This window comes from Pseudomonas asturiensis, from assembly GCF_900143095.1.
In the GTDB taxonomy this organism is placed as follows: domain Bacteria; phylum Pseudomonadota; class Gammaproteobacteria; order Pseudomonadales; family Pseudomonadaceae; genus Aquipseudomonas; species Aquipseudomonas asturiensis.
The window spans coordinates 107,831-130,316 of sequence record NZ_FRDA01000004.1 but is presented as its reverse complement, the minus strand read 5'-3'; the positions used below and the strand labels follow the sequence as shown (position 1 = coordinate 130,316).

General features: G+C 58.0%; 16 protein-coding genes and 1 pseudogene. 11 read left to right on the top strand and 6 right to left on the bottom strand.

Annotated features, from left to right (window positions below; translation table 11 throughout):
• Positions 1–62 precede the first annotated feature (62 nt).
• The gene (locus BUB69_RS08600) at positions 63–974 is read left to right on the top strand and encodes a LysR family transcriptional regulator (protein WP_073164659.1); all 912 of its coding nucleotides are present in this window, start codon (positions 63–65) and stop codon (positions 972–974) included.
• Between the two features lie 14 nt (positions 975–988).
• Here the strand turns inward: BUB69_RS08600 and BUB69_RS08595 are convergent, their stop codons facing one another.
• Positions 989–1,987, bottom strand: a complete 999-nt coding sequence (locus tag BUB69_RS08595; protein ID WP_175561672.1) for a helix-turn-helix transcriptional regulator — start codon at positions 1,985–1,987, stop codon at positions 989–991.
• 195 nt (positions 1,988–2,182) lie between these two features.
• On the opposite strand from BUB69_RS08595, the gene BUB69_RS08590 reads away from it, so the two are divergent.
• Complete coding sequence (locus tag BUB69_RS08590; protein WP_073164655.1) at positions 2,183–2,635, top strand: hypothetical protein; 453 nt, start codon at positions 2,183–2,185, stop codon at positions 2,633–2,635.
• Positions 2,636–2,733: 98 nt separating this feature from the next.
• On the opposite strand, the gene BUB69_RS08585 is transcribed toward BUB69_RS08590, so the two are convergent.
• Positions 2,734–3,558, bottom strand: coding sequence for a suppressor of fused domain protein (locus BUB69_RS08585; RefSeq protein WP_073164652.1), 825 nt, complete (start codon positions 3,556–3,558; stop codon positions 2,734–2,736).
• A 514-nt stretch (positions 3,559–4,072) separates the two neighbouring features.
• Between BUB69_RS08585 and BUB69_RS08580 the strand changes: the two genes are divergently transcribed.
• The 6 genes and pseudogenes from BUB69_RS08580 (at position 4,073) to BUB69_RS08560 (ending at position 10,476) form a co-directional block, all read left to right on the top strand.
• Entirely contained in the window at positions 4,073–4,678 is a 606-nt protein-coding gene (locus BUB69_RS08580) for a TetR/AcrR family transcriptional regulator (protein WP_073164648.1), read from the top strand.
• Between the two features lie 389 nt (positions 4,679–5,067).
• A pseudogene (locus BUB69_RS29550) lies at positions 5,068–5,841 on the top strand (cache domain-containing protein); the annotation flags it as partial.
• Positions 5,842–5,964: 123 nt separating this feature from the next.
• Positions 5,965–6,699 carry a methyl-accepting chemotaxis protein gene (locus BUB69_RS29545; RefSeq protein ID WP_425439358.1) on the top strand — a complete coding sequence of 245 codons (735 nt, stop codon included), beginning with the start codon at positions 5,965–5,967 and terminating at the stop codon, positions 6,697–6,699.
• A gap of 82 nt (positions 6,700–6,781) precedes the next feature.
• Positions 6,782–7,603: an aldo/keto reductase gene (locus BUB69_RS08570; protein ID WP_073164639.1), complete on the top strand. Its 822-nt coding sequence runs from the start codon at positions 6,782–6,784 to the stop codon at positions 7,601–7,603.
• Positions 7,604–7,700: 97 nt separating this feature from the next.
• Complete coding sequence (locus BUB69_RS08565) at positions 7,701–8,720, top strand: transporter (RefSeq protein ID WP_073164636.1); 1,020 nt, start codon at positions 7,701–7,703, stop codon at positions 8,718–8,720.
• A 139-nt stretch (positions 8,721–8,859) separates the two neighbouring features.
• A complete protein-coding gene (locus BUB69_RS08560) occupies positions 8,860–10,476 on the top strand; it encodes an inorganic phosphate transporter (protein ID WP_084537067.1) in 1,617 nt (538 codons plus the stop codon).
• A gap of 46 nt (positions 10,477–10,522) precedes the next feature.
• On the opposite strand, the gene BUB69_RS08555 is transcribed toward BUB69_RS08560, so the two are convergent.
• Positions 10,523–11,722 (bottom strand): HlyD family secretion protein, encoded by a 1,200-nt coding sequence (locus BUB69_RS08555; protein ID WP_073164633.1) that lies wholly within the window; start codon positions 11,720–11,722, stop codon positions 10,523–10,525.
• Positions 11,719–13,398 carry an MFS transporter gene (locus BUB69_RS08550; RefSeq protein WP_073164630.1) on the bottom strand — a complete coding sequence of 560 codons (1,680 nt, stop codon included), beginning with the start codon at positions 13,396–13,398 and terminating at the stop codon, positions 11,719–11,721. The genes BUB69_RS08555 and BUB69_RS08550 overlap by 4 nt, the downstream gene beginning before the upstream one ends.
• Before the next feature lie 286 nt (positions 13,399–13,684).
• On the opposite strand from BUB69_RS08550, the gene BUB69_RS08545 reads away from it, so the two are divergent.
• Both BUB69_RS08545 and BUB69_RS08540 read left to right on the top strand, forming a co-directional pair.
• Positions 13,685–14,782 carry an enoyl-CoA hydratase/isomerase family protein gene (locus BUB69_RS08545; RefSeq protein ID WP_073164625.1) on the top strand — a complete coding sequence of 366 codons (1,098 nt, stop codon included), beginning with the start codon at positions 13,685–13,687 and terminating at the stop codon, positions 14,780–14,782.
• Positions 14,783–14,785: 3 nt separating this feature from the next.
• Complete coding sequence (locus BUB69_RS08540; protein ID WP_073164621.1) at positions 14,786–15,937, top strand: acyl-CoA dehydrogenase family protein; 1,152 nt, start codon at positions 14,786–14,788, stop codon at positions 15,935–15,937.
• Here BUB69_RS08540 and BUB69_RS08535 read toward each other — a convergent pair.
• Both BUB69_RS08535 and BUB69_RS08530 read right to left on the bottom strand, forming a co-directional pair.
• On the bottom strand, positions 15,917–21,211 hold the full coding sequence (locus tag BUB69_RS08535) for a dermonecrotic toxin domain-containing protein (RefSeq protein WP_073164617.1): 5,295 nt from the start codon (positions 21,209–21,211) through the stop codon (positions 15,917–15,919). The genes BUB69_RS08540 and BUB69_RS08535 overlap by 21 nt on opposite strands.
• Positions 21,212–21,464: 253 nt before the next feature.
• Positions 21,465–22,034 (bottom strand): NADPH-dependent FMN reductase, encoded by a 570-nt coding sequence (locus tag BUB69_RS08530; protein WP_073164614.1) that lies wholly within the window; start codon positions 22,032–22,034, stop codon positions 21,465–21,467.
• Between the two features lie 211 nt (positions 22,035–22,245).
• Here BUB69_RS08530 and BUB69_RS08525 point away from each other — a divergent pair, with 211 nt between their 5' ends.
• Complete coding sequence (locus BUB69_RS08525; protein ID WP_073164609.1) at positions 22,246–22,461, top strand: hypothetical protein; 216 nt, start codon at positions 22,246–22,248, stop codon at positions 22,459–22,461.
• Positions 22,462–22,486 lie beyond the last annotated feature (25 nt).

Here is a 22,486-nt window from a genome sequence, read left to right as displayed (position 1 = left end):
CAGCATTGAGGATATATTTTCCTTTTCCTGTAGAAATAAAAGAGACAATAGGAGTTCGTACCATGCGGGATCCCCTGGATGGCGTTGCGCTGTTTATCGAGGTGGTAAACGCCGGTGGCTTCGCCCGTGCGGCCGAGCAACTCTCGCTGACGCGCTCAGCAGTCGGCAAAGGCATCGCCAGAGTTGAAGAGCGACTGGGCGTACGACTCTTTCATCGAACGACGCGCACACAAAGCCTGACTGAAGACGGCCAGGTGTATTACGAGCATTGCATGAGAGCGATGGACGAGATTCGCAAGGCGCAGTCCCTGCTCGACTCCGGCCAGCATGAAATCAGCGGTCGACTGAAGGTGACAGTGCCGGTCTTGTTCGGCCGTTACTGCGTCGCGCCAATCCTGCTGGACATCGCCAGACAGCATCCTGGCCTTGAGCTGGAAATGCAGTTCAGTGACCAGTCGGTGGACCTCATTGCCGAGGGTTTCGATCTGGCGGTGCGGTTCGGTCCCTGGAGCCAGCCACAGGGATTGTCCGCCCGACCTGTCGGCGTCCAGCACAAGCTGCTGTGCGCCTCTCCTCAGTACCTGAACAGCCGCGGATATCCGGAAAACGTTGCTGCCTTGCAGGGCCACGATGCGCTGCTTTACTACCGTCGCGACTACGTACAACCCTGGACCCTGCCCGATGGGAAGGGTCAGTTGCACACCCTGACGCTGGCGTCGCGACTCAAGCTCAATGATCTGGCGACCATTGCTGATGCGGTCGAGGCCGGGATGGGCATTGGCTGGTTACCCTCATGGCTGGTACACGAACGCCTGAAAACGGGTGCGATCGTGCGGGTCCTGAGCCACTGCGCGCCAGCACAAATGCAATGCCACGCCGTCTGGCCCTCCACGCGTCTGCTGCCGAAACGGCTAACCCATATCGTCGAGGCGCTTGCATCCAGGTTGCCGGAGACAATGCAGATAAAAGCCTGACGCTTCGCCGGACGTTACACGTCCCTGCCTGTTCTACCGTATGTGACACTGGGGTGTTCGTAAAACGCCTCCAGGTAGTATTTGCAGAACACGTGATAGTTGGTGAAACCGCACCGTTGGGCAATCTCCTTCGGGCTGTCCTCGCCGTCAGAACGGGATAACAGATGGCGTGATCTGTTTATTCGAACTGTTCTCAAAAAAGCGATAGGCGTCGTATTTTTGTACCGTTTGAAACCGGATTGCAGTGAACGCACACTCAACCCGGCATGCACGGCAACTTCCCCGACCGTCAAATGGGGATCGGTGTTCTCGGCCATGAAATCCATGGCCAGCTTTATCGAATGCGGGGTGGGCGCGGCGTGCCCTGAGGTGTCTGAAATCGCCCGGGTATAGTTATTGTCACAATTGAACAATATGAACCCTATCAAACTTTCTTTCAGGCTGGTCGCCACATTGACCACAGGGACTCTGGAACCGGACATGACGTCGAAAATAGTTTCCACCAACTTCAATACCACGGGTATTGGCGTCGCGCCTGCAGACAGACGATTGAAGTAAATACGTGTTTTCGGCGGCACACCCGTGAGCAGCGTTAAATATTTGAGCATGTCCAGATTGTCTATATACAGCGTGGTGTAGCGCACCCCTGATGCATAGGCGGCCTTGAACACCTCCCGTTGGTCAACCAGAGCGGCAGCGCCCGGCGCTACCTTGTAACGGCCTGCCCTCGTCTGCCAGTTGAGCGAACCCGTATGTGGAATGGTCATTAAAAAACCATCCATGACATTGGTGGTGTGATACCCCCAGCCCGACTCGCTCAGCGAAGTACCAATAAAAGAATGCCCCAGCAGGCAGACGCGCTTTGAATAATCGAATCGCCCTTCCTCGCCGGGGTTGATGGTCATGAAATTATCATGAAGTTGAAAATGCTCGGAGGCCTTGTCGACGTCGTTGATTTTAAGCTCAGCAAAACAATACCTGTCCATACGACCACCCCGATTCAAACCGCGCATTCAAAGCATGCCTGGAAAACCTAACATACAAAGCGATTGACACGATGAGGGAGAAGACCAATGGTTCGACCTCAAAAAAAACGCACGCATTCAAGAAAAGCGCGGGTTTAATTGTGTGCAGGGATAGCAGCGGAGAGGGTCGAGGAATAGCGTAGATAGCAGAAGGCCATTGGCCGGTTTTCTGGAGCGAACACCATGCTGAAATCCAAGAGTTATCACGATGAGTCTGCCATTCGGTATAGACAATTCACTGATCAGATCATTAATGAAGTCAGCGCCATACTGTGCTCAGTGCAAACACTGGAGAACAGGTTTTCTCTGATCAGTGTGGCCATTACCAAAACCATGGAAACCTTGAGTGAACACAGTCAGGACTTGCCTGCGCTGATTGCGAGGCGTGAGTTGAAGGGCTTCCTGACCGCTCTGGAAGCATTGAAGGAGCAGGTCAGACTCAATCTCAGGGTGGTGATTCACAGCGCCAGAGCTTCGATCCGCGTGACACTGGATCAACTCACTGACGTGTCGGCGTCAAACAGCATCGTCGTTGAACTTCACCGTCACTCCACATTGATGGAGTGCATCGCTGTACTCAATCGGCTCGACAAAGAGCTGTTGAACGCCGACGTCAGTAACGCCACACCTTCCTGACATCAGGACCGCTGGTACGGCCTCAAGCAACACATATGGAATGATCACATCCTGTTTTCCCTGGCAGCGAAGTGACCGCCGCCGTATCGAAAAAACCGTCACACCACACTGGCGCGCCGCAGGCTGCTCTTATGACCGACACCTGCGTGCGCCAGACGGCTGACCAGATCTTCGCGCGCGGCGCGTCCACCCGCGCGAACGTACTCAAGCTCGGAGGCCGTGATCAGTACCACAGGTACCAGCGTGACAGGCGACAGAGGCATGTCTTCAAGCAACACCGGGAAATCGGGCGCGGGACCGCCGAGCAGGATGCCCGCGCAGTCATCCCCGGTCACGAACAGGTCAGGCAACTGGTCGCCTATGCAGCGTGACTGGCTCACGCCGGGCAGTTCCAGCGACAGCACGCCGTATTGCTCAAGCTGATGGGTGATGCCACCGGCATCGGCCACTGTTTTGGCGACGTGCTCGATCAACTCAAAGGCCCAACTGTTCTTGAACGGATCGACCTCCCCAACCGGCCCGCGAGCGTGATCGGGAATGTCGGCTGTTTCCACAAACAGCTCCATTTCAAATCCGTTGCCCATGCCTTCAGCGTCATCGAACGGATCAGACAGCCCATCGGTGGCGAGCACTATCGTATTTACGCGACGCACCACCCGATAGGCCTGACGTGTAGACGGCCAGAATGGACCGCCGCTGAGCCCTGGACTGATGAGGTAAGTGATCACATCACGCTCTGAAGTACCCACGGTATTCCAGTGCCGGTCCAGGCACTCACCGCTGGCCAGACGCGCAGCCTGATTGGCCGAATCGGCCTCATCTGCGCGAGGCATGGACGTCGGGTCTTCGAGCTCTGACGTACTCTCGGCGCTTTCAGGCGCAGGTTTGTTCAACGAACCAAACAGTTTTTTGAAGAAATCCATAGGCCGTCCTCACTGAGTTCGAGAATTAAAGGCAGGCGGCTACCTTCCCTGAAAAATCCGGGATATCCCAGCAAATTTTTCTGCAATGGGGTTGCAGGCGCGCAAGGCGAGATCGGCAGGAACACATGATCAGTGTCCCGGAAACGCAAAAAACCCGCCGAAGCGGGTCGTTTTGCGAACATGACCATCCCGACATCCTGTCAGTAGCCTCCTGGCAATGGTCGATCCTCCCTGATCGCTGCATCGTTCCTTCGCTGCAGCTGTTGAATTGGATCCTACGTTGCAGGCGAGTCAGGGAACAGAGCCAATGACGTCTGACGGTGTAAGCCTTTTGCTATACCTGCAACACTGTTTCTGCGGCCGGACACCGTTGAGTAAACGCCAGGGTCCGGCCCAAGCCTGTTTACCGGGCGTTTGACGCAGACGCCGGGCCCGACACCCACCAGCATTGAGCCCCTCGCAAACCCGGTGCTACCATGCGCGACCGCCGTGCAGGCAAGGGAATATCCGGGTCATGAGCAGCATTCGCGAGCGCAATAAAGAACTCATCCTGCGCGCTGCCAGCGAGGAATTTGCCGACAAGGGCTTCGCTGCCAGCAAGACCAGCGACATCGCCGCCAGAGCCGGTGTCCCCAAGCCCAACGTCTACTACTACTTCAAGTCCAAGGAAAACCTGTATCGCGAGGTGCTGGAAAGCATCATCGAACCGATCCTGCGCGCCTCGACACCGTTCAATCCCGAGGGCGTGCCTGCCGACGTGTTGAGCGGCTACATTCGCGCCAAGATCCAGATCTCCCGCGATCTGCCGTTTGCGTCGAAAGTGTTCGCCAGCGAGATCATGCATGGCGCGCCCCACCTCACACCGCAACAAATCGAACAGCTCAACAGCCAGGCCCGGCATAACATCGAATGTATTCAGGCGTGGATCGACAGCGGACAGATCGCGCCGCTCGATCCGCATCATCTGATGTTCACGATCTGGGCCGCAACCCAGACCTACGCCGACTTCGACTGGCAGATTGCGACTGTCACCGGCAAGGCCCGTCTTGATGAGGGCGATTACGAGGCTGCAACCCGAACGATCCTGCGCCTGGTGCTCAAAGGCTGCGCGCCTGACTGATCGCTGCGCGCCGAAAACCTTTCGCCAGAACGCAAAAAACCCGCCGAAGCGGGTCGTTCCTGCAAACATGACCATCCCGACATCCTGTCAGTAGCCTCCTGGCAATGGTCGATCCTCCCTGATCACTGCATCGTTCCTTCGCTGCAGCTGTTGAATTGGATCCTACATTCACTCAGGGTCAGCGAAAAGAGCCAATGACGCCTGCTGGCGTAAGCCTTTCGCTATAGCTGAGGAAAAGTTCCCTGCCCTGCAAAAAAATGTGACTGCGATCTCATGTTTGGTCATGATGCGCCGAGAAGCTGGAGAGGCCACGTCCTGAAGCGTTCGCGCTGGTCAGCGTCTGTCAGCTTCAAAGAAGAAAAAGAAAAATAACGTATGGGGTAGAGATCATGAATATGCGCAGTTTGTCCATCAGCCGCCGGTTATGGCTGATCCTTATCGTTTCTGTGCTGATGCTCTTTGTCCTGGCAGCGACTTTGCTCAAGCAGATTCACGACGACCTGTATCAGGCCAAGGCCGAAAAGACCATGCACGTGGTTCAGACCGCCAGCGGCATTCTCACTTTCTATCAGGGTCTGGAGGCCGCCGGCACCATGCCCCGCGAGGCTGCACAGCAGCAGGCGTTGAAAGAGATCAAAGGCTTGCGTTACAGCCAGAATGACTATTTCTGGATCAACGACCTGCAGCCCGTGATGATCATGCACCCTACCAATCCCAAGCTCGAAGGCCAGAACCTGTCGGCCATCAAGGACCCGGACGGTTTCGCGGTGTTCAACGAAATGGTCGCGGTGGTCAAAAGCAAGGGCGCGGGTCTGGTCAACTATCGCTGGCCCAAGCCCGGTGCAACGGAGCCGGTGAAAAAGACCTCCTACGTCCAACTGTTCCAGCCCTGGGGCTGGATTCTGGGTTCCGGCGTTTATGTGGACGATGTGGCCGCGGAGTTCAAGGCTCAGATGTGGAATGCCGGTATGTTCATTGTCGGCATCGTGCTGGTCATGATTCTGCTGCTGACCTTGATCGTGCGCAGCATTGTCAGCCCCCTGAGAGCAGCCGTCAGCGCCATGAGCAACATCGCCAGCGGCGAGAGTGACCTGACCCGCACACTCGAAACCCATGGCAGCGATGAAATCACCGAACTGGGCAAGCACTTCAACGCCTTCATCGCCAAATTGCGCAACGTGGTGGGTCAGTTGCAGAGTTCGGCCGTGGCACTCGGGCAGGCGTCGACGGACCTTGGCAGCAACGCCGAGCAGGCACAGAACCGCAGCCAGCAGCAATCGCAACAAATGGACCTGGTCGCCACCGCGGTCAATGAGGTGACTTATGGCGTGCAGGACGTGGCCAAGAATGCCGAGCACGCCGCCAGCGAAATGCGTAATGCCGAATCGCAGGCGCAGCAAGGCCAGGTCAATATCGACAATAGCCTGCGCCAGATCGAACACCTCTCGGGCACCATCAGCCAGGCGGTGGATGTGATGCACACCCTGTCCAGCGAAAGCACCCAGATCGGGGGTGTGCTCGAGGTAATCAGCTCGATTGCCGAACAGACCAACCTGCTGGCCCTCAACGCAGCCATCGAAGCGGCCCGTGCCGGCGAACAAGGCCGTGGCTTTGCGGTAGTGGCCGACGAGGTACGTTTGCTTGCGCAACGCACCCAGAAGTCCACCGCCGAAATCCAGGCAATGATCGAACGCCTGCAGCGCCATTCCGATGCTGCGGTCAAGGTCATCGGCGACAGCAGTCGCTCCTCGCAGTTGACCATCGAGCAGGCCAATCAGGCGGGTCAGAGCCTGACCTCGATCAGCCAGGCCTTGCGCAATCTAAATGGTCTCAACGCGTCCATCGCCAGCGCCACCCTGCAGCAGTCGCACGTGGTCGATGACATCAACCAGAACGTGACCCAGGCCGCGCAACTGTCCCAAAGCACGGCATTGGCCGCCGAACAGTCGACCAGCGCCAGCCAGCACTTGAGAGGATTGAGCGAGCAGTTGAACGCCCTGCTGAAACAATTCCGCGTGTAATTGATCGCTTCAAAGGTCTGTACGGGAACCTCGTGCAGGCCTTGTTGCCTGAGACCTGTTCACTTAATCGCAGGGGGGTCGTATGCGCACACTGGAATTGGCAGGCAACACTGTACCAGTGCTGGGTCAAGGCACCTGGCACATGGGCGAGAAGGCACATCTGCGCTCGGCTGAGATCGCAGGACTGTGCCTTGGCATCGAACAGGGCCTGACCCTGATCGACACGGCTGAAATGTATGCCGACGGCGCTGCCGAGGAAATCGTCGGACAAGCCATTGCCGGGCAGCGCGACAAGGTCTTCATTGTCAGCAAGGTTTATCCGCACAACGCCAGCCGCACGGGAATCCCGAAAGCCTGCGAGGCCAGCCTGCGCAGGATGAATACCGACTACATCGACCTTTACCTCCTTCACTGGCCCGGCCAGTACCCGCTGACCGAAACCGTCGACGCTTTCGAGCGCCTGTGTGAGGAAGGCAAGATCGGGGCCTGGGGCGTGTCCAATTTCGATGTCCCGGACATGATCGAGCTGGACAACCCGCATTGCGCAACCAATCAGGTGTTGTACAACCCGGAGCAACGTGGCATCGAGTTCGACCTGATGCTATGGAGCGCCAACCGTCATCTGCCGCTGATGGCGTACTGCCCGATCGGTCAGGCGGGCGACCTGTTGTACCACCCTGCGCTGCATGAAATCGCCAATCGCCATAGCGCCACGCCAGCGCAGATCTCACTGGCATGGGTACTGCGTCAGGACAACATGATCGCTATCCCCAAAGCGACCAACCCTGAGCACATTCGCCTGAACATCGCCGCAGAGCAGATCCGGCTGACCGAACAGGACCTGGCCGATATTGACCGTGCATGGCCTGCTCCGACCCGCAAAATGCCACTGGCGATGGTCTGAGACACAACCAGCAACATTCAGTCACAAATCTGAAATAAAGGCTTGTCATCATGCGGCCTTCGCCTCCCCTTCCGGGCCAGGCCGCACGTGGACTGCCATGAACCACAGCATCGCGCACCATCATCAGGATTCCGACCTTTTTGGCCTGCTCTACGGCTTCCGCTTCCAGCCGGGTGAAAGCGGCCAGGAGATCGGCTCGGCTGCTGCACTGGATTATCTGCAACATCCACCTGACAGCAATGACTTCATCTGGCTGCACCTCAATCTGTCGCATGCGGCCTGCGAACGCTGGATGAAAGCCAATCTGGAGCTGCCCGAAGAGTTTTTCGAAGCGCTGCATGAAGGCTCACGCTCCACGCGAATCGAACATGTCGATGCCACCCTGCTTGCGGTCGTCAACGACGTGGTGTTCGATTTCAACCGGCTTTCCACCGATATTTCCACGCTGTGGGTCTGTGCCCGTCAGCGCCTGTTGATCACGGCCCGGCTGCAACCCTTGCGCTCGGTGGACAAGCTGCGCTCGTCGGTCAAACGAGGCGAGCAGTTCGACTCTCCGCTGGAGCTTCTGGCTCATCTGCTGAGCGACCAGGGCGAAGTGCTGACCCAATTTCTGCGCAAGACCAGCGTGAACGTCGACCGCATCGAAGACCAGTTGCTGTCCCAGCGCCTGAGTAACAACCGCTCGGAACTGGGTGCCATGCGCCGCGTGCTGGTTCGCTTGCAACGCCTGCTGGCGCTGGAACCGGGCTCGCTGATGCGCATGCTGCATCGTCCGCCGCAATGGCTGCGCGAGCAGGATATTCAAGCCCTGCGGCAATCCATCGAGGAATCATCGCTGGTCATCAACGACCTGACGGCGCTGGGCGAACGCATCAAGCTGCTGCAGGAAGAGATTGCTGCCAACCTCAACGAGCAAAGCAGTCGCACCCTCTTCACCCTGACCGTTGTCACGGTACTGGCCTTGCCGATCAATATCGTCGCCGGTTTCTTCGGCATGAACGTGGGCGGCGTTCCGCTAGCCACCGACCCTGAAGGCTTCTGGATTCTGGTCGCACTGGTGGCGACCTTCACCCTAGTGGCCGGGCGCTGGGCCTTTCGCAAACGCGGCGATTACTGATCTGACGCCTGTCATCCACGACTAAAGCTGCCGGTGATCAGGAATATGGCCCTGAAGCCGGATGAGTTGACCTGTGTCGCATCCTTGTCACATTTTGCAATGACCATGGCAGTAATCTTTCAATCCAGGTATTGCACACATGGCCAGCAACGCACTATCACCCGACGCTACCGGCGGGCCGAGCCTGTCGGCAACCCAGTTCGGACGTAAACCCGGCCGACTGACCATGACGATCTTCTTCGCCATTCTCATCGCCGGACTGGCGTTCACCGGTTACAGCCTCAAACAGGACGTGGATGACATGGGCACGGTGGTGACCACCTGGACGCCTTTCATTCTGCTCGGTGTGGCGCTGTTGATCGCGCTGGGCTTCGAGTTCGTCAACGGTTTCCACGACACCGCCAACGCAGTGGCCACTGTGATCTACACCCACTCGCTGCCGCCAGGCTTTGCGGTCGTCTGGTCAGGGTTTTTCAACTTTCTGGGCGTAATGTTTTCCAGCGGCGCGGTGGCGTTCGGCATCATTGCCCTGCTGCCGGTGGAACTGATCCTGCAAACCGGCTCATCGGCAGGCTTTGCCATGATCTTCGCGCTGCTGATTGCGGCGATTATCTGGAACCTGGGCACTTGGTGGCTGGGACTGCCTGCGTCGTCTTCGCATACGTTGATCGGCTCGATCATCGGCGTCGGCATTGCCAACGCGCTGATGCACGGGCGTGACGGCACCAGTGGCGTGGACTGGTCGCAGGCCACCAAGATTGGCTATTCGCTGCTGCTCTCCCCGCTGGTAGGTTTCGGCTGTGCCGCACTGCTGTTGCTGGCCATGCGCATGTTCATCAAGAACCGCGCGCTGTACAAGGCACCCAAGGGCAATACCCCGCCACCCTGGTGGATTCGCGGCATGCTGATCGTCACCTGCACCGGGGTGTCATTCGCCCACGGCTCCAACGACGGGCAAAAAGGCATGGGCCTGATCATGCTGATTCTGGTCGGCACCCTGCCCATGGCCTACGCGCTGAACCGCACCATGCCTGCCGATCAGGCCACGCAGTTCGCCGCCGTGGCAGAGGTTACGCAGCAGGCGCTGATTCGCAGCTCGCCCCTGCCTGCTCCGACAGACTCCCGCCAGACTCTTTCGGAGTATCTGGTCAGCAAACAGGCGACGCCTGAACTGATCCCTGCGCTGGCGGTGATGACGGGCAAGATCGGTAACGAAGTGCGCAGCTACGGCTCGCTGTCCAAAGTGCCGGCCGAGGCAGTCACCAACGTACGTAACGACATGTACCTGACTTCGGAAACCATCCGGGTGATGGAGAAGAACAAGGTCGGTCAGTTCGATGCCGACACCTTGTCCAAGCTGGAAGCCTTCAAGAAACAGATCGATGACGCCACCCGCTTCATTCCGACCTGGGTCAAGATCGTGGTCGCGATTGCGCTCGGCCTGGGCACCATGGTCGGCTGGAAACGCATTGTGGTGACGGTCGGCGAACGGATAGGCAAGACGCATCTGACCTATGCCCAGGGTGCTTCGGCTGAAGTCGTGGCAATGCTCACCATCGGTGCCGCCGACATGTACGGCCTGCCGGTTTCAACCACCCATGTTTTGTCTTCCGGCGTGGCTGGCTCAATGGTCGCCAACGGCTCGGGATTACAGATGCGCACGTTGCGTAATCTGGCCACGGCATGGGTGCTGACACTGCCGGCGGCGATTCTGTTGTCGGGGTCGTTGTACTGGTTGTTCAGTCACTTGGTTTGAGTCAGCAGATCAGGCAGACCGTACCCACCGGTCCGCCTGATAACAACTAAGGCACCGTCGGATCCGGCGGCACGTCGCCATCGGTGCGGGTGTCGATGCTCACCACCACCGACATTCCCGGCCTCAGTCGCTCCAGCATCGGCTGGTCATCGTCGACCACGATCCGCACAGGAATACGTTGGGAAATCTTCACGAAGTTGCCCGTGGCGTTGTCGGCAGGCAGCAGGCTGAACTCCGAGCCTGTAGCAGGCGAGATGCGCTGTACCCGGCCGTGCATTCTGTAATTGTCCAGCGCATCGACGGTAAAGCTGACTGATTGCCCCAGGCGCACATCGGCCATCTGGGTCTCCTTCAGGTTGGCAATAATCCAGCGCCGCTCCGGCACCAGCGCCATCAACTGCGCCCCGGAATTGACGTACGCCCCCAGACGCACGCCGATCTGCCCCAACTGCCCGTCACGGGGAGCCACGATGCGCGTGTTATCCAGGTCGATCCGTGCCAATTGAATGGCAGCCTCGGCGTTGGCGACCGAAGCCTGCAGTGAACCCCGGTTGACGATCACCGTTTGCAGGTCTTCGCGGGCGATCTGCAAGGTTGCTTTGGCTTCGGCAACCGCAGCGTTCGCCTGCGCGTCCGCAGCACGCGTCACATCCAGCTCACTTTTGGACACTGACCCATCGGTAACCAGCGCCTGATTGCGCCGAAGGTCAGCAGCACTTTTGCGACTCTGCGCAATGGTGTTCTGCAACTGCGCCTCACGCTGGGCGATGGTCGCCTCGGCGCTATGGCGCTGTTGCAGGTTGTTGGCCAGAGAAGCCTTTTGCACGTCCAGTTGGGCCAGTGCCTGATCCAGGCGCTGTCGATAGATACGATCATCCAGCCGCACCAGCAGGTCACCTGCCTTGACGAACTGGAAGTCCTGCACCGGCACCTCGTACACATAGCCGCTCAGTTGCGGGCCGATCAACGTGGTCTGGCCACGGACCTGCGCGTTTTCGGTACTCTGAATCGGGCTGGTGAAGGGAGGCAACTGCCATGCATACAGCACCACCAGCACACCGGCCAGCGCCACCGCACCAAACAGTACCGAGGAGATAACACGCTTGCGCCTTGAACTGGGGCGGGTGGTGACCGGGGACTTCAGCGGTGCGGGAGCCGGCCCGTCAGTGCGCTTCACGGTTTCGCTGCTCGCAGTTGAGTTGCGCTCGGCATCAGGGGTTGGAGTTGGAGTGCTCGATTCGGTCATGAAGGTTGAACGCCGGTCGGTGATACGGAAGGCGCAGCAGCAGGTGCAACAGGGGCCAGCGCCTGAGGTTGAGTAGTCATTTTCAGCCAGATGACCCGGAACGAGATCCAGACCATGGTCAGTACGGCAATCAGCGCGATCAACATGAATACATCGTTGTAAGCCAGCACGTTCGCCTCTCGCGTGGCCGCCGTGGCCATGGCACGAATACCCTGCGCATTGCGTTGGGCCGGATCGGCGATCACCGAAGCGTAACTGGCGCTGTAGCTTTGCAGGCGCGACTGCACCAACGGATTGATCAGGGTCAGGTGTTCGACGATGTGGCTGGAGTGAAACTTCTCGCGCACGATCTGAAACGTACCCAGAGCAGCAGACCCGATCAGGCCGCCAATGTTCTGGGTGATCCCGAACAGAACCGAAAAGCTCACCATGTTGCGCGGGTTGGCCAGGACACCACTGATGCCCAGCACCAGCGTTGGCCCCAGGAAAAAGGTGCCGCCGAAGGCCAGCAGAAACTGGCTCACATACATGTTCGACTGGCGGGTCAGGTTGGTCGAATGACTGTCCATCCACGCACCGACCGCCATCATGGCCAGTGAGATCAGCAAAGGTTTGATCAAGTGCGCAGGGTTGATCGTCAAGGCGCTGACTGCAAGCCCGGCGACGCTGCCCAACAGCATCACCAGATAAAGGGTGTGCAGTTGCTGACTGCCCATGTTCAGGGCCTGAAGAAAACCGACAGCGCCCACCGACTGTTCGGACAAGACAATACGAAACAGAATCACCGCCAGCGCCAATCGCAATATCGAACCACTGCCTAGCCAGCGGGTGATCAGCAACGGGTTGCTACGGTTGTGTTCGATGGCTAACCCTGCGCAGATCAGCGCAATGGACGCCGCCGAAGCAATACCGATCCACGGCGCTTCAAGCCACCACTCTATGCGTCCCAGCGACAGCACGGCGCACAGTAATGCGAACCCTGTCGCAAGCAGGCCGAAGGTCAGGAAGTCGAGTTTTTCGAACGCTTTGAAACGATCGCCCGGCGGCAGCTTGAGCATCAGTACGCAACCCAGCGACAGCAGCGCCATGCCCAGTTCGAACAGGTAAAGGCCGCGCCACTGGGCAATCTGCAGCAGGTCCTCGGAAACCAGACGCGCCAGCGGTGTAGCCAACTGCGCAGTGCCCAGGCCGAGCACCAGTGCCTTCATTCGCCATTTCTGCGGAAACGCCTGAATCATGTAGTACAGGCCCAGCGTGCTGAGGGCAGCGCCGACCATGCCGTGGGCTGCCCGCACGGCGATGGCCGAATCAATATCATTGACGAACAGATGCGCCAGCGTCACCAGTGCGTACAACACCAGAAACAGCTCGGTAAACGCCCGCAGGCCGAACTGCTGGCGAAACTTCACCAACAGCAGGTTCATCGACACATTGGTCATGATGTACGCGGCCGGTAGCCAGGCGATGTCCTGTGATGTCGCGCCCAATGCGCCCTGCAAGTACGGCAGGTTGGCAATCACCAAGGCATTACCCAGCCCGCCCGTGAGCGCCACAATCACACCGACCAGCGCGAAAGCCCAGCGCCGGGCGTTGGAATGCAAAGGCGTCGAAGGCGAGCCCGGCATGGTGGGACGCTCGTGAGGCGCCCATTCGCGCGGGGCGTATTTGTCGCTCATTAAAAGTCAGTCATAAAAGGCAGTTCATAGGGCTCATTTTCAAAGGGCTTGAGCAATTCCCTTGTGTGACATTAACGGCAGTCAGAATACTCATGAACGGCCTGATGATTCGCGCTGAAGCATGAGCCATTAAAGCTCATTGCGGGCACGACAGGCCTAAATGATGGCCATTTGAAACCTTAACCTATGCTTAAACGCAGTTTTGCTTTGCACATTTGCACTGCTAGGATCTGCTGCGGGGCCAGGTACAGACAAGAAGAAAGCGAAAACGAACAAGGAGTTCAGAATGAGTTCACAGGCTTCATCCGTCCTTTCGGTCCAACGACCTGCAAACCGGGGCGCGATTCTGGTCGAAGTACGCAATCACATCGGTCACCTGACGCTCAATCGTCCCGCAGGGCTCAACGCCCTCGATCTGGAGATGGTGCGCACGCTCAAACACCAGCTGGACGCCTGGGCTGACGACGAGAACGTTTACGCCGTTGTGCTGCGCGGCGCAGGTACCAAGGCCTTTTGCGCAGGCGGTGACATCCGCGCGCTTTATGAAAGCCACCAGAACGGGCTGGACCTGCATGAGGCTTTCTTTGTCGAAGAATACGCCCTGGACCTGACAATTCATGGTTACCGCAAGCCGGTGATGGCGCTGGCCGATGGCCTTGCGCTGGGCGGCGGCATGGGCCTGATTCAAGGGGCTGACCTGCGCGTGGTCACCGAACGCACTCGACTGGGCATGCCGGAAGTGGCCATCGGGTATTTCCCAGATGTCGGCGGCAGCTACTTTCTGTCACGCCTGCCGGGCGAGCTGGGCACATGGCTCGGTGTGACCGGCAGCCAGATAGGCGCGGCCGATGCGTTGTATTGCGGGCTGGCCGACTGGTCGATGAACAGCGACATGCTGCCGCGTCTCGATCACATGCTCGATCACCTGAAATGGAAATCGACGCCGCTCAAGGACCTGCAAGGTGCGATGGCCAAGCTCGGCACCCAGCGCCTGCCCAGCCCGCCTCTGGAACTGCTGCGCCCCGCCATCGACCATTTTTTCGGCCTGCCCGATATCCCGAGCATCCTTGAGCAACTGCAGGAAGTGACCATCGGCGATACCCGTCAATGGGCGCTGGACACCGTAAAACGCATGCAAGGTCACTCGCCACTGGCGATGGCCGTGACACTGGAGATGCTGCGCCGGGGTCGACACCTTTCACTGCACGCCTGCTTCGCGATGGAACTGCACCTGGACCGTCAGTGGTTCGAGCGCGGTGATCTGATTGAAGGCATACGCGCCCTTATCATCGATAAAGACAAGAAGCCGCGATGGAAACACGACAGCGCAGAGGATGTCAGCGCAGCGCACGTCGAAGGTTTTTTCAGCGGCCAGGAGACCTGAGTCATGCACGACCTGGAATTGAGCGAAGAACAGATCATGATTCGCGACATGGCACGCGACTTTGCCCGCAACGAAATCGCTCCGCACGCACAGACCTGGGAAAAGGCCGGCTGGATTGACGACGCACTGGTCGGCAAGCTAGGTGAGCTGGGCCTGCTGGGCATGGTGGTACCCGAGCAATGGGGCGGCACTTACATTGATTACGTCGCCTATGCCCTCGCGGTCGAAGAAATATCAGCAGCCGATGCCGCCACCGGCACGCTGATGAGCGTCCACAGCTCGGTGGGCTGCGGACCGATTCTCAACTATGGCAGCGATGAACAGAAACACACCTGGCTGGAAAAACTCGCCACCGGCCAGGCCATCGGCTGTTTCTGCCTGACAGAACCCCACGCAGGCTCCGAGGCGCATAACCTGCGCACCCGCGCCGAGTTGCAAGGCGATGAATGGGTCATCAATGGCGCCAAGCAGTTCGTCAGCAATGGCAAGCGGGCAAAACTGGCGATCGTGTTTGCCGTAACCGATCCAGAACTGGGCAAGAAAGGCCTGTCGGCGTTTCTGGTGCCTACCGAAAACCCGGGCTTCGTGGTGGACCGCAGTGAACACAAGATGGGCATCCGCGCCTCGGACACCTGCGCAGTCACACTCAACAACTGCCGCATTCCGGCTGCCAACCTGCTCGGTGAGCGCGGCAAAGGCCTCGCCATTGCGCTGTCCAACCTGGAAGGTGGCCGTATCGGTATCGCCGCTCAGGCGTTGGGCATCGCCCGTGCAGCGTTCGAAGCAGCGCTGGCGTATGCCCGAGAGCGCGTGCAGTTCGACAAGCCGATCATCGAACACCAGAGCATTGCCAACCTGCTGGCCGACATGCACACGCGCATCAACGCCACCCGCTTGCTGATCCTGCACGCTGCCCGTCTGCGCAGTGCTGGGCAGCCGTGTCTGTCAGAGGCGTCACAAGCCAAGCTATTCGCTTCGGAAATGGCCGAGTGGGTCTGCTCCAAGGCGATACAGATTCATGGTGGCTACGGCTATCTGGAAGACTACCCGGTAGAACGTTACTACCGGGATGCCCGCATCACCCAGATCTATGAAGGTTCCAGCGAGATCCAGCGCCTGCTCATCGCTCGGGAACTACGGCACTACCTGGTTTGAGCCACTGGCCCCGACATTTGAAGATGCCGGGGTTTTTCCAGCGGGCCTGAACCGCTCTCTTCCCAGCAACGTCGCCAGTAATGCCACCGAATCCGCATTACTGAGCATGATGCTGATGCGCTTCTCGATGTCGGAATAGAACACATCGCGCGCTTCATCCAGGGTCTTCTTGCCTGTAATACGCAGAATGACCTTCTTGCCATCGCCATCAGACCGCTTCAGATCACGCCACATCCCGTTTTCCATCTGCTTGAACAGCTTGCTGCGGTCGGTGTTGTACGACAGGGCTTTCTGCTGCAACGCAATCTGCTGATTGCGAAGGCGCAGCCGATACCCTGGCGTTTCTTCCAGCAGATCGACATAGGGCGCCTGAGCATCAATGTACGCGACATCTTCAGTCTTCAGCACCAGATGGGACAGCTCGTGGATCAGGATGCATGCACGATAATGAGCACCAAAATCAAAATTTGCCGCGCGCTGGGCCCTGAGCTTCAACCGGTAATGCGGTGTACGAAAGAATTGCTCGGTCAGGAAGATTCTTTTCTGGGGGTCCCAATCGAAGATGAACGCACATGTCTCCTGCCCTTGTCGATTGACCCCGACCACGTAGCGCGGCGAGTCCACGGGTGACAGAGACGGGTCCATCAATGCGTCGTAGAGCTTTGTCACGGCATATCGAACAGGCTCATGGGACCGCACATCAGACACTGGTGTCGCAAAATAATCAGCCAGGATTTTTTGCACGCGCGGATCCATGGATTCATCGGGCAAGCGCAGACGAAGGTTGTCCAGGCAGTTCTCCAGATAACGCTGTGCCTGATTGTGTCCTTGCTCGATCTCCATTGCCATGCCACGAAAATTTCGGCGGATATCTGGCATGCCACTCGAATCGACGGCAATGAAACCGTCAACGGCCCTGTCCACCTGGCTGCTCTTGATACGGGTCAGCACACCGCCGCCGCCCTTGAGCCCGGTCTGCAGATCCAGCTTCCAGTGCTGGGTACTGTCCATCACAACGGGGGGCCCGGCCATCTCGTTGCTGGCAATGTACCAACCGTCCTGATCGGACCTCAGCTCATAGGCCTTGCCGTCAATGGCAGCGTATTTCCTGCCGCTTACCGGGTCGTTGTAGGTATTGAACTGCTCGTCCTTGTGCAATGAATTGAGGGCTATGCCGCGGACCTCGAAGCGACGCAGGCGCTCCCGAACCTCTTGCGTCATTGAGTTGTTGGCCCAGGAGAACTCGGGAAAGGGCGGTACGTCTTGAGGGTCTTCGATCCTGTCATCAACCTTGGCAAGCTTATCGTCCAGGGTTTCATCCGCCGTCGCGACGGTCGACGTCTCCTGGCTACCTTCACCTGGCTGCGCACCGTTGCTCTGCAAGCCCATTCCTGAGGTGATCAACATGCTCACGCCAGCCAGTAATTGCGCGAATGCCTCACCCCAGTGTTGCTCGCCTGCCGAAATCGCAGACTGCTTGAGCAAGTCCCGGCTCTGCCAGATACCCACCAGCGCTCCAAGACGGCCCGGCAGCAGCGCCATTGTTTGCTCGACAAGAAGCCCGATCACATAGCGTGTCGCGGTATGTCGCAACTCGGTATTGGTCACGCTCTGCTGCCGTACCTGCAGTGTCAGAGATTGCTGCGTACCTTCAAACATAAACTGCAGCGCGTTGCCTTCGTAAGCATGAATATCCAGCATGACCGGCTGCGGACGTTCAACAGGCAGATCAAAAGAAGACTCTACGCTGAACGGCAGGTGCGGCTCCATGAAGCCGCCATTGTCATAGACCTTGCGCATCTGCGGATCAATGCGATCAAGGATAAATTCCTGCAAGCTGTCGGACGTTCGGATGTCGGTCAGCAGTGCCTTGCGGTCAGGGTATTCCTTCAAGACAAAATCGCCATGTAAAGGTGCGTAAAGCACCCACGGCCCAGCGTCAGCCTGATCTGGAAAAATCAAATACGTATTGATGACGGTGGTCGGGTCCCAGCCTTCGCTGGCAGGCAACAGACGTAATGGGCTCAGCTCAACCTTGCGGTTTCCGACCGGCAATCGGGCAATACCATCGGGCATGTTCAGCACAGCCTCCACGAACAGGTAGGCATCCTCGGACAGCTCCTTCCTGAGCTTGAAGGACATGGCCCTGAACAGATCCAGCGCTGGCACCTGTTCAGCAAACAGCTTTTGTCGCTCGGCATAGGCGGGATCAGTCTTGACCAGGGTCGATGCCAGCAACTGACGGTAGCCTGCCGCCACATCCAGTGTGCTCACCATCTCCCGAACGTACGCCGCCGTGAAAGACGCAGGCAACGGCTCACCGTTATTGGTCGTCAGGCTGATGCTCCCGTCCTGTCTCGCCATGAAACGATTCGCCGAGAACTCGACCAGGTTTTGAGACACCAGCTCTGTAGCGGCGGGCAGCACCTGAGGCACCTCACCGACAGGGATGAGCGGAACGGTGTAATGCGTCAACGTGACAACGACCCGGTCTGGGTCGACCGGGTGGTGGGGGAAATCACGCGCGAGCTTCTTGTCCAGTTGTTCCTGGGCATATTCATAAAGACTGGGAATGTCGAACAGGAAATCCTTCTGCATGACGCAGGTCACGTAGAAACGCTGCAGTACATCAACGAGTGCGATTTGCTCTGACGCAGAAGCCTCGTTTATCCATTCAGGCACAGTTGTCTTGTAGATAACGCGCTGAATCACGGTTCCTAGATGGTTCAGGACATGGCGGTTACTGTCGTCACGCTCTACGTTGCTCATCAGGTGGCGAAAAAGCTCGGCATCGGAACGCCGCTCGACTGCCCGTTTGTAAAAGCTCGCCGATGTCAGCTGCTGACGCTCGATCTCGAGGACCTGAAGCGCCTCGATGAAATGCCCTTCAATCCTGTTCAGCGTTACCTTGATATCAGGCTTGGCCTCCCGGCTCAGGTACTCGCTCACCAGTTGGCTGTCAGGCTCTGACATAAGGTTCAACATATGAGCAGAATCTTCGCCGATGAACTCAAGAGATACCCAGCTCTCCAGTTCCTGAACGGAATCAAAGCATTTGAACCCGTTGCCTAGCCGCCACATGACAGGCTTTTCGATCTTCTGCGGTTTGCACAACACGAAGGTATTGGGAAGCACGATGCCTCTTTCAAGTCCCTCATACCGGATCGAAACAGCCTGGGCATCCATGCATTTGTCGCCCAGCGGTTCTCTCAAGCCTGGAAACGGCCTGTCCAGAACCTGTTTGATGCTTTCGATTACCGGGCCGGGGAGATTACCTTGATGCTGTTCCATCGTGAGCTCAAGGCGCAGGGCATACTCTCGAACAAGTACCATGCCCATCCCAGGCTGCAGGCACGTGTTCAGGTAGCGTGCCTGGCGCGTATAGAACTCGACGATCTGACGTTCGAAACGCTCGGCAAAATCAGGCAGCACGCATGTCAGTATTTCTTCGAGCAGCGCCCTCGGCAGGCGGGGCTCGAACGAGTACGCACTGGGTGCCCTGTCTCCATGCATGACAAGTGCATCGGCATATCCCGCCTGAGCATGCCCGCACACCCGACCGAGAGCCCAGGAAAGCAGCGCAATCGATGTCTTGTTGCCAGAGCCCGGTGTCAGCCACAGCGTACGCGCATCCAGACGAGGGCCGCTGATAAGCACAAAATAGCGGTTCAGCGCATTTCTCATGCAGCCGTCCACCCCAGGGCGCAACAACGACATGCGCTTAAACAGCTTTTCCAGTTGTTCAAGTTTCCCGGCCCATGTGCCTGATGAGTCAAACGTGACAGCGGGCACAGCAACAGGGGTTCCCCAGATCTGTTCGAACGTGGTCTCACCGAGGTGCCAGCGCCCGAGGTCATGCAAGCCCAGCAGGCGGGCGTCCACGAGAAGCCGGATGTCTATCGAGTCGTCGAACCGGACAGGGGTTTGTTCACGACCGATCGGTTGCAGCCCTGCAACGTGGCGCAGACTGCGTTTTTGCAAGGCGATGATCGAGTCAAGGTACACGCAAAAAAACGGTTCGGTGATCGTCTCGGTGTGCAGTTCGAGTGGTCCTTGTACATCAAGCAAGGTGTGATCGTTCAAGGATGAAAAAAATCGCAAATCGGATCGACCCTGGTGGGTGGAAAAATGCGTGGCTATCCGACTTGAGTCAACGAAACGGCTGAATCCTCCAAGCGAGGAATAGAGGTAGACACCGGAGGGGGCGGCCGTATCGAACTCGATCAGGAACAGGCCGATCAATTTGACAGGGCCCTGCCCGGCGCCAGACACCGACAAACGCCTGACCCTGATCGGTTCTGATTCGGCCCCGTCGCCGGCCCAAGGCAGCAGACGGCGCAAACGAGCGAACTCACCCTCGGTCAGAGACCCATCGCTGCGGCCCGACAGCAAGTGCTGACGAAAGGACTCTTCCAGCGCCTGAACGAAGAAAGCATGAACGGTTCGCCCGTCACGTCGCGTGGATGCCCAATAGTCCGTCAGCAGTTGTTCGTACCATGCGCCTGTCGCCGCCTTTGCCTGCGACAGTGCCTGCGTGCAGGACAACAGCTGTGGCCCTGACAGAATATTCCCCTGGAGGTCCAGATACTGCCGCTTCAATCCGGTGGGAAGCGCTTGGGAGACATACTCGTCCAACGCAACGTCAACGAAACGCTCGGTTCCGATCACATTCGCAGGAGATTCTGCATTGATCAATTGCACCGGATGGCTGAAGACGTCGATTTGAGTTTCAGGAATCTTTTCCAGCAGGCTGGCGCTCAATGCCTTGCCGAGTGCGCTCTGCAAGCCGGGAAGTCGGTGCAGTTGCCTGGTCAGGTTTTCGAGATGATCGGCCTGCTGACGCATGATCAGCCGCGCACGGGTCTCGAACACGAGGGTTTCCACATGCTCTGCGTCCACTTCGATCGAATCGGGACGAATCTCTTCAAATCGCTGTTTCAGCGCATCGAACAGCGAGCTCCGGCTGTCGAAGCGCTCCAGACCTGACAACAAGGTATTGAGAAATACAGGGGCGTGATCGTCATCCGGATCGCTGATGAGCAGTGCTCCAGTCAGCTCGGCACCCAGATCAACACCGTCGTCCCTGACAAGCCGGTCGACTCTGGGACGGGATGAATCATCAGGCGTTTCGTCGGCTGCAACGGCAGGTACCAGCCGTTGCAGCCACGCTCCCTGAAGACTGCTGATCCGCGCCTCGCCGATCGCGTCCCGGATGTCCTGGGCAAACTGCGACTTCAGAGACTCACTGAAAAAATAGGGATGTAATGTGGACATGAACCATTTCCTTGGGTCGATCCTCGCTCACGCTGCGTTGCCGAGCGTGGGCGAGGACAAAAGGAAACAGCTTATTGATCGGGCAAAAAACAGCTGCGTTACATAAAACAATCTATTGCGAAATGTCAGGTCCTGTACGAAAAGTGGCGGTGCTCGGTAGGGCTGCGTTTAAAACCTGCTCGTGCGCAAGTCCGATCGGAATACTCGTGTACACCACGTAGAGTCCAGCACCTGAAAGCCAGCGGCGCTCGGCTCAGCCCGCCGAAACCTTTCTGTTCTTATCAACCCACGCGGCAAATTGGTCGATGAACGTCTGCAAGAACGGGCGGGGCTTCTCGGAGAGCACACCGGCGTCGTCAAAAAAGGTGGCCGCGTTGCCCAGATAAGCCTCGGGCTGTTGCAGGCACGGTACGTCCAGAAAGACCAGTGACTGACGCAGGTGATGGTTCGCAGCGAACCCGCCGATCGCACCGGGCGATGCGCTGATGACCGCGCCGGGCTTGCCACTGAAAGCGCTCTTGCCATAGGGACGCGAGCCCACATCGATTGCGTTCTTCAAGGCACCCGGCACCGAACGGTTATACTCCGGTGTCACGAAGAGAAAGCCATCGGCCGCAGCGAGCTGCTCGCGAAACGCGGTGTACGCTGGCGGGGGCGACTCGCCATCAATGTCTTCGTTGTACAACGGCAGATTGCCGATCTCGACGATATTCAACTTCAACGTATCGGGAGCGAGCCCTGCGAGGGCCAGCGCGATTTTGCGGTTGATGGACTCTTTTCGCAGACTGCCAACCAATACGGCGATGGAGTGGACCTGGCTCATGAAAATATCCGTTATCTGATTCAAGGAAGGGTTAGGTATAGATCACGTACCGGTCTTAGACGAACCGAATACGCTTTTATTCCATTGCACCCGGACACATGTGCTGACTATTTTTTTGCGCCCGGTAAACTCCCCTATAAATCAGTGGTCTACACCCCTCGATGAATTCGTAAACCAGCGGTTATCTTCAGCTTCAGAGGTTTCAAAGCAAATGGCTTCAGTTCTCGTCGGACAATTTCATGCCAGAGATGCGGAAGGTCGTATCTACCCAGTGCATGAATTCCATGAATCACAGCCCGATGAGGCGCAGGGCAATCAGCCTGTGGTCACTTATCGACTGGCTATCGGCGACCGGGTCAAGCATTTGGGCGGAGACGATTTCGAGCTGGTGCAGTCCGGCGTGAAGATGACCCGCCTGGCGAAGTAAGTAACCGATAGCCCCATGCCTGGTT

Coding starts and splice junctions, on each gene's coding strand:
- BUB69_RS08540 (WP_073164621.1), top strand. CDS start 14,786: ATGCACGACCTGGAATTGAGCGAAGAACAGATCATGATTCGCGACATG.
- BUB69_RS08525 (WP_073164609.1), top strand. CDS start 22,246: ATGGCTTCAGTTCTCGTCGGACAATTTCATGCCAGAGATGCGGAAGGT.
- BUB69_RS29545 (WP_425439358.1), top strand. CDS start 5,965: ATGGACCTGGTCGCCACCGCGGTCAATGAGGTGACTTATGGCGTGCAG.
- BUB69_RS08545 (WP_073164625.1), top strand. CDS start 13,685: ATGAGTTCACAGGCTTCATCCGTCCTTTCGGTCCAACGACCTGCAAAC.
- BUB69_RS08550 (WP_073164630.1), bottom strand. CDS start 13,398: ATGAGCGACAAATACGCCCCGCGCGAATGGGCGCCTCACGAGCGTCCC.
- BUB69_RS08590 (WP_073164655.1), top strand. CDS start 2,183: ATGCTGAAATCCAAGAGTTATCACGATGAGTCTGCCATTCGGTATAGA.
- BUB69_RS08535 (WP_073164617.1), bottom strand. CDS start 21,211: ATGTCCACATTACATCCCTATTTTTTCAGTGAGTCTCTGAAGTCGCAG.
- BUB69_RS08530 (WP_073164614.1), bottom strand. CDS start 22,034: ATGAGCCAGGTCCACTCCATCGCCGTATTGGTTGGCAGTCTGCGAAAA.
- BUB69_RS08560 (WP_084537067.1), top strand. CDS start 8,860: ATGGCCAGCAACGCACTATCACCCGACGCTACCGGCGGGCCGAGCCTG.
- BUB69_RS08555 (WP_073164633.1), bottom strand. CDS start 11,722: ATGACCGAATCGAGCACTCCAACTCCAACCCCTGATGCCGAGCGCAAC.
- BUB69_RS08600 (WP_073164659.1), top strand. CDS start 63: ATGCGGGATCCCCTGGATGGCGTTGCGCTGTTTATCGAGGTGGTAAAC.
- BUB69_RS08595 (WP_175561672.1), bottom strand. CDS start 1,987: ATGCGCGGTTTGAATCGGGGTGGTCGTATGGACAGGTATTGTTTTGCT.
- BUB69_RS08565 (WP_073164636.1), top strand. CDS start 7,701: ATGAACCACAGCATCGCGCACCATCATCAGGATTCCGACCTTTTTGGC.
- BUB69_RS08580 (WP_073164648.1), top strand. CDS start 4,073: ATGAGCAGCATTCGCGAGCGCAATAAAGAACTCATCCTGCGCGCTGCC.
- BUB69_RS08585 (WP_073164652.1), bottom strand. CDS start 3,558: ATGGATTTCTTCAAAAAACTGTTTGGTTCGTTGAACAAACCTGCGCCT.
- BUB69_RS08570 (WP_073164639.1), top strand. CDS start 6,782: ATGCGCACACTGGAATTGGCAGGCAACACTGTACCAGTGCTGGGTCAA.